Source organism: uncultured Veillonella sp., from assembly GCF_900545205.1.
In the GTDB taxonomy this organism is placed as follows: domain Bacteria; phylum Bacillota; class Negativicutes; order Veillonellales; family Veillonellaceae; genus Veillonella.
This window is the reverse complement of sequence record NZ_UQYC01000084.1, coordinates 1-6884: the sequence shown is the minus strand read 5'-3', so window position 1 is coordinate 6884 and position 6884 is coordinate 1. Positions and strand designations below refer to the sequence as shown.

Below are 6884 nucleotides of genomic sequence, written 5' to 3'. Positions count from 1 at the left end.
TTCTTCGCGAAGGTCTGTTAATTCGCCATTTACATTAGCAGCTAGTACTTTTTTAGCCAAGCTGTTAGATAGTTGTTTTACTGCTTCCCCAAGAGTAGTGCCAGCAGCGTATTCCTTTGCACTACCATCAGGTAAAATGATTTTTACATCTGCCATTTTTCTTTCCTCCAATTTATTATCTAGGATAGACTGGATTTTTGTAATAAAAAAAGACCCTCTATCCCTACAAAACAAGGGACGAAGATCATTCGCGGTTCCACCCTAGTTAACTACCTATACGAATATATGTGTATAGTTAATTCACTTCATTAAGCCCGATAACGGTGGCGGCCGTATTTGCCTACTTAGGTTCGACAAATCAGTTTAAAGGGGGTAACTCTAATATATGTGTAAGGCATTTCCAGCATCTGCCTCTCTCTGGTACACAGGGATAAAAGAATCATGTCCTTTGCATCACTTTTACTAGATTATAGTATCATAGAGAATCAAAAAATTCAATACAGTGTAACTGTAAATTTCACAAAATCTATAAATTATATTCTTCATATATATATATATATATATATATAATTATATTTAGATAGAATTAGATTTATATAAAGTTAGATTTAGATAAAAACGACCCGAGAATACACTCGAGCCGTTTTATACTATACGTTGTCTTCGTTATAATTTGATGTTTTCGTTATAATATGATGTCTACTTTATAGTATGTTGTATGCTGATGTATTCCATACAGCACATATGACATACGTTATTTATAAATTAGCGTTTGAAGTTTGTAGATAACATAGTGCCAATTACTTTTTCCAACTTGCTATTGGAAAGGTCTGGGCCTTTGTAGAGTGTTAAAAGCACATCATTAGAGTTATCTTGTTTAGAAACCATCATAACACCGCTGCCACGAGCACCGTTGTCGTCGTAATCTTTCGCTACAATAACGAGGTTCAAGTAATGGTCCTTCATGTATGTGTACACTTTACTTGTACGGGCAGAGGAACCGATCATTTTAGCCATGCTCATACCACGGTTGAATACGATTGTATTTGCATTATGCGGGTTCACTGCTAATTGTTGTTTCTCCTCTTCATTTAGAGGCATGAGGTTTACCATGAGGGAGTCACCCATTTTGCCACGGAACATCGCTGGCATTGTTTCCCTTACGTCTTCCGGAATACCAGTATCAGCAGTCAATTTCAATTCCTTAGGTACAGTCATGTATAGAACGCCCTTGCTATTACGGCCTACCTCTGTTGTACTGAGGTCTACAGCGCTAAGCATAATGGAATCTTTAATAGTTGCTACTTGGTTTGCTAAGGGCTTTTCAGGAATACCACGGCTCGCTAGTTGCACATCGCCAGATTTAGTTTTTTTCAACGTTTCTACATTCCAGTTAGCCCCTTTTTTGTCGGCGTCGCTAGCTTCTGTGAAAGCATTCGCCCCATCTTTTGTACCTACATATACGTAAGTTTGAGCTGGGATAATTGTGTCAGGCGCACCAGATTTATTGAACGCCGCACCGTATACAACATTAGGAATCACAGTGGAGCCAATTTGTAGATTATTATTAGTTTGGCTTTCCACATCGAAATTGATATTGCCTGTGAAAGTCATATCAGGGCCATGGTTGATTACTACAACATCCCCTGCTTGAGGAATGATCACTGGACCTACAGGACCGGCCATAGCCACACCTGCCATGGATACACCAAGGCAAGCTGTTAATAATGCACGTTTCAAAATAGATTGTTTCATAGATATACTCTCATTTCTCTACTGTTCATATACTTGGTTCTAGTTGTATGCCCTATAAGATGCTGTAACAGATTTACATAGATGCACACTAGATATAGATAAAACCCACAATATACTTAATTTTCGATAGTGACATAATTAGATAAACTACGTAATACATCAATAGCCAATGATCGCGTAGAGGGTGTACAGCGCAACATGCAACGCCCACTTGTATCTACAGAGGTCATAACACCTAAGTATTCATAGCCTTCAATGATGCGATTGATAAAATTCGTATGTGTAGGATCTATATGAAAGTACACATACGCTTCCTCTCCGGAGGTCGGTAAGTCTGGTACATCTGGAAATGCACCGATAGATTTACTCGGTTCTAAAGCTGTACCGCTCATAAATATCCTCCTTCAAAGATGCTTCATATATGGCTTACTTTTATAAGCTAAACACCATTGTTAATGTAACTACTCATCAAATGTAAGATCTTTTATATTAGTATAGTTGAACTATTAATCCTCTTTAGGTTTGCACTCACGGCGCATCATAGAATACGGCTCAAGTGGTGTATCCATGTAGATACGCACTTTCATTTGCGCATGAGGCGCTACGTCGATTGGATTACCATCTTCGTCTGTCATTTTTTCAATTACAGTTTCAACGAGTTCACCTTTAGGTTGGCAGAATTCTACTTTATCCCCTACCTTGAAGTTATTACGTTGTTCAAGATCAACGTATTTTTCTTCTTCGTTGTAGCCCATAACTAAACCGATGAAGTCATGGCTTTGTGTATTAGTAGATTTACCATAGTTTTGAGCTGTTTCATCAGGACGGCCTTCTGCAAAACCATCTGTATATGGACGGTGAGAAATCTTTTCTAATTCTGCAATCCATTCTGGACGAACATACCAGTCTTTACCTTCTTTAAGATATGTATCGATAGCTGTACGGTATACCTTTGCTACTGTTGCACAATAGTGAACGGATTTCATACGACCTTCAATTTTAAGGCTATCAATACCAGCTTCGTATAAATCAGGAATGCGGTGAATCAAGCACAAGTCTTTAGAGTTAAAGATATATGTGCCATGTTCATCTTCTTCAATTGGATAATATTCACCAGGTCGGTTAGATTCAACAAGGGAATATTTCCAACGGCAAGATTGAGAACATTGACCGCGGTTCGCATCACGGTTGCCTGTCATGTAGTTAGACAATAGACAACGACCAGAGTAAGAAATACACATGGAGCCATGTACGAAGGATTCGATTTCGATATCTACATTGTCCTTCATTTCTTTAAGGTCCGCCAATGACACTTCACGAGCTGCTACAACACGTGTAGCACCAAGTTCTTTCCACATTTGAACTGTGTGCCAGTTTGTAGTGGAAGCTTGTGTACTTACGTGAAGCTCTAAACCTGGAGCCACGCGCTTAGCAAGGCTAAAAATCCCCATGTCTGCAACGATGATAGCATCAACACCGATACTTTCAAGGAATTTCAAATAATCCTCTAAGCCTTCAAAGTCCTCATTGTGAGGAATGATATTACATGTTACATGGATTTTCTTACCATGAGCATGTACAAATTCTACAGCTTCCTTTAATTCCTCGTCGGAGAAATTAGAGTTACCTGCGCGCAAGCCAAAACGTTTACCTGCGCAATATACGGCATCCGCACCATAGCGAATCGCCATTTTGAGCTTGTCCATATTACCGGCTGGACAAAGCAATTCCATAAAATGTTCTGCCATTATTTGTTGTGCCCTTTCCACACACTCACACTCATACCATCACCCATTGGATAGATGGTGGTGTTAAACAATTCTTTATTTTCAACATACGTTAAGTATTCTTTTAACCGTTTTACGATAGTTTTGAACCGTTTTGGCGGCTCCTTATCGCCCCTTACATAGCCTCTAAAAAGTACATTATCCGCCAGGATAACGCCTCCTTCTTTCACATGAGGTAAAATAAGTTCTAACTGTTTTAGGTATTGCCCTTTTGGCCCATCTAAAAACACTAGATCATATTCACCAGTGAGTTCCGTTAAGACTTGAGACGCATCACCTTTCAGTAATGTAATTTTATCGGCATAATCGGATTGGTTAATATAATATTTCGCCATTTCGTGACGCACATCATCTAATTCAATAGATGTAATATGCCCTTCTTCTTTATCGAGTAGCGGAGCCATCAATAAAGCTGAATAACCAATGGCGGTGCCCACCTCTAACACAGAGGTGGGCCGGTACAAACCTATTAATTCTTCAAAGAGATGAACCTCAGATTCTCGTAGAATCGGTACATCATTAATCATCGCGTAAATACGCTGTTCATTTAAAATATCATTTAATGTCATGAAAGTAGATTCAATCTCCTACATTATTTATTGCTATTACCACTAGGAACTACCAACGTAGAACGATCCACAGATTCAGCTGGCTTTACTTCAATATGAGGTACTTGTTGTGTACTTGGTACAACATTTTGCATAGATTCTGGAGCAGGTGTTGTAGTTGGCACATAAGAGTTAGAACTAGATGATTGAGTTGCTGGTGCAGATTGAGCTGGTGCTTGTGGAGCTGGTGTTGGTGCTGGAATTTCAGCAGCTGGAACCGTTGTTGGTGTATATTTGTACGTAGGTTCCACATTAACATATTGAGAATCTGCTTCCACCGCTTCTTCAGAGCTGTAATTGTAGTTAGGCTCTGTCGTTGCCACAGCCACGTCATAGTTAGGACCAGCTTGTACTGCGGCCCCTGTATTAGAGGATGTAGCCGTATCATTACCATAGATTTTATGAACTTCCGCTAAATGTTCTTCATATGTTTTAGAGAAGTGGTTATGTCCATCTTTATCTGCTACAAAGTATAAATAATCTGTATCTTCAGAATGCAAGACTGCATCTAATGCTTTTTTACCAGGGTTCGCAATTGGACCAGGTGGCAAGCCTTTAGATACGTATGTATTATACGGACTTTGTAATTGCGTATCACCAATAGTTACATCTTCTTTTGCATAACCAAGTACATAGGAAATTGTCGCATCAGATTGCAATGGAATACCATGGGCTAACCGTTTTTTAAATACCCCTGCAATTGTTGGACGATCTGCATCAAATAAAGATTCACGTTCAACAATGGATGCCAATGTTACAAAGTCATGAATACTCATGTGTTGAGCTTGAATTTGTTTCTTCACAGCCGGTGTGAGGTAACGATTCATTTCATCAGCCATCATTTGAATCACTTCACGTGGCGTTGCACCTACTGGAATTTCATAAGTACTTGGGAATAAGAAGCCCTCTACCGGATATGTAGCAGGTCTTGTTCCTTTCATATATGGATATGGTACAAAGGTCTTTGCTTCTGCTAAGAAATCCTTTGCCTTCATAATTTGATTTTTTTCAAGAACGATAGCAATATCACCAACTGTGTATCCTTCAGGAATTGTAACACGAATAGATTCTACATGACCTTCTTGTAATAAAGAAATGAGTTCGCGCACAGTTACCTTGTTAGGAATTTGGTAGTGACCAGTTTGAAGTTTATCATTGGTGCCGCTCAAATATAACCAAAGCTTAAAGCCTTGTGTGGAACGAATAAGACCTCGTTCATAGAGCATGTCTGCAATTTCAGTGCCAGTCTGCCCTTTTTCGATGACAAGTACTTGTGTACCATCATCTTGAGCAAAGGTGTTTGGCACTAAATAAATCGCTCCCAAACCACCGGCGATGATTAATACGCCTACAATAATAAGGATTAAAATATATCTTAAGGCTTTTCTCACGACGTTGAGTTCCTTTCTGTAACATAACAGTATTTATCATCTTATTATACCATAAAGTCCATATTTCCCCTATATAAAAGGACATTATCATATTATAGGCCCCTTAATAAATAGCAAATAAAAATAGCGTATTGCCCAAAGACAACACGCTATATTTATAAAGAATACGACTATTCGCCATCTTCCATTTCTTCATACAATTTTACTAGAGTTTCAAAGTTTTCATCATCTTCATCTAAAGGTACGTATTCTTCTACGCCTTCTTCATTTTTTTCGATGCGAGCCAAGATCATGTATGTATCATCTTGACCTTCATGGTCAGCCTCTTCATCTTGTACATGTACAAGAACAGCATATTCTTGGCCTTCATGACTTAAAATAATGTCCTCTGTGAAGTACTGTTTGTTACCATTTTCATCTTCGAATTCCAAGTAATATACTTCGCCTTCAAAATTTTGGTCAACCATCGGAAACCCTCCTTAAGAAAAAATACTTATTTATTAAACTGCAAGCGATCTAAATATCCTTGCAAAATTACAACCGCTGCCATTTTATCAATAACGGACTTACGTTTTTTACGACTCACGTCAGCTGCAATGAGTTGGCGTTCAGCCATAACGGTAGATAACCGCTCATCCCAATATGTAACAGGTAAATCGATGACTTCCTTCATCTTTTCAACAAATTCTTCGGTCTTTTCAGCCCGTTCACCTTTTGTACCATTCATATTTTTCGGCATACCTACTACAAGTTCATGTACTTCATATTCAGTAATGAGTTCTTGCAAGCGGTTAAAGTCTTTTTCAAGAGATGTTCTACGAATGGTTTCAATACCTTGTGCGGTCATGAGCAGTGCATCACTACAGGCAATACCGATAGTACGGCTGCCCACATCTAATGACATAATTCTCATTATAGTTGTTTTGCCTTTGCGTATTCTTTCAACAATTCCTCAATCAAGTCATCCCGCTCTAAACGACGGATATCAGAACGTGCATTATTATAGCTTGTAATGTACGCTGGATCCCCAGAAATAAGATACCCTAAGATTTGATTGATTGGATTGTAACCTTTTTCTTGAATAGATTGATAAACACGAGTAAGAACCTCTTCAGCTGTCATCGGTTCATCGTCTACTTTACGGAATAACATAGTTTCATCAGAAACCTTCATCGTATCCCTCCTTTTTATTACATTGGCAGGGTTCACTGTAAAAGTGAAACCTCGCCTCCTATTATACTTGAATTAAAGCTACAAAGTCAGTAACTTTTTATGCATTATAAGATTTTTCTATAACAGATACAAGTATAATTATAAAATTATATGCCTATTGTAACATAGAT

The 6884-nt window shown here is 38.5% G+C and carries 9 protein-coding genes and 1 other annotated feature; all 9 genes read right to left on the bottom strand.

Features of this window, described 5'->3' with window-relative positions; all coding sequences use genetic code 11:
* Positions 1–156: TGS domain-containing protein (locus tag QZR70_RS07975; protein WP_295794345.1), on the bottom strand; the 156-nt coding region annotated here is incomplete at its 3' end.
* A 74-nt stretch (positions 157–230) separates the two neighbouring features.
* Positions 231–463: a binding site (T-box leader), on the bottom strand.
* A 302-nt stretch (positions 464–765) separates the two neighbouring features.
* A complete protein-coding gene (locus QZR70_RS07970) occupies positions 766–1755 on the bottom strand; it encodes a hypothetical protein (protein ID WP_295794344.1) in 990 nt (329 codons plus the stop codon).
* A 116-nt stretch (positions 1756–1871) separates the two neighbouring features.
* Entirely contained in the window at positions 1872–2147 is a 276-nt protein-coding gene (locus QZR70_RS07965) for a DUF4911 domain-containing protein (RefSeq protein ID WP_295794343.1), read from the bottom strand.
* A gap of 114 nt (positions 2148–2261) precedes the next feature.
* Positions 2262–3503, bottom strand: a complete 1242-nt coding sequence (locus tag QZR70_RS07960; protein WP_295794341.1) for a U32 family peptidase — start codon at positions 3501–3503, stop codon at positions 2262–2264.
* The gene (locus QZR70_RS07955) at positions 3503–4111 is read right to left on the bottom strand and encodes an O-methyltransferase (protein WP_024066665.1); all 609 of its coding nucleotides are present in this window, start codon (positions 4109–4111) and stop codon (positions 3503–3505) included. Before QZR70_RS07955 ends, QZR70_RS07960 begins: the two co-directional genes overlap by 1 nt.
* A 23-nt stretch (positions 4112–4134) precedes the next feature.
* Positions 4135–5541 (bottom strand): endolytic transglycosylase MltG, encoded by a 1407-nt coding sequence (gene mltG / locus QZR70_RS07950; RefSeq protein ID WP_295794339.1) that lies wholly within the window; start codon positions 5539–5541, stop codon positions 4135–4137.
* Between the two features lie 170 nt (positions 5542–5711).
* Positions 5712–6008: a DUF1292 domain-containing protein gene (locus tag QZR70_RS07945; RefSeq protein WP_105085863.1), complete on the bottom strand. Its 297-nt coding sequence runs from the start codon at positions 6006–6008 to the stop codon at positions 5712–5714.
* 26 nt (positions 6009–6034) lie between these two features.
* Positions 6035–6454 carry a Holliday junction resolvase RuvX gene (ruvX, locus tag QZR70_RS07940; RefSeq protein WP_105085864.1) on the bottom strand — a complete coding sequence of 140 codons (420 nt, stop codon included), beginning with the start codon at positions 6452–6454 and terminating at the stop codon, positions 6035–6037.
* On the bottom strand, positions 6454–6714 hold the full coding sequence (locus QZR70_RS07935) for an IreB family regulatory phosphoprotein (RefSeq protein WP_009351224.1): 261 nt from the start codon (positions 6712–6714) through the stop codon (positions 6454–6456). The genes ruvX and QZR70_RS07935 overlap by 1 nt, the downstream gene beginning before the upstream one ends.
* Positions 6715–6884 lie beyond the last annotated feature (170 nt).

What these genes read in the sequence shown, in the direction of transcription:
- QZR70_RS07965 (WP_295794343.1), bottom strand. Translation starts at nt 2,147, where the DNA reads ATGAGCGGTACAGCTTTAGAACCGAGTAAATCTATCGGTGCATTTCCA.
- QZR70_RS07935 (WP_009351224.1), bottom strand. Translation starts at nt 6,714, where the DNA reads ATGAAGGTTTCTGATGAAACTATGTTATTCCGTAAAGTAGACGATGAA.
- QZR70_RS07970 (WP_295794344.1), bottom strand. Translation starts at nt 1,755, where the DNA reads ATGAAACAATCTATTTTGAAACGTGCATTATTAACAGCTTGCCTTGGT.
- QZR70_RS07945 (WP_105085863.1), bottom strand. Translation starts at nt 6,008, where the DNA reads ATGGTTGACCAAAATTTTGAAGGCGAAGTATATTACTTGGAATTCGAA.
- QZR70_RS07960 (WP_295794341.1), bottom strand. Translation starts at nt 3,503, where the DNA reads ATGGCAGAACATTTTATGGAATTGCTTTGTCCAGCCGGTAATATGGAC.
- ruvX (WP_105085864.1), bottom strand. Translation starts at nt 6,454, where the DNA reads ATGAGAATTATGTCATTAGATGTGGGCAGCCGTACTATCGGTATTGCC.
- QZR70_RS07955 (WP_024066665.1), bottom strand. Translation starts at nt 4,111, where the DNA reads ATGACATTAAATGATATTTTAAATGAACAGCGTATTTACGCGATGATT.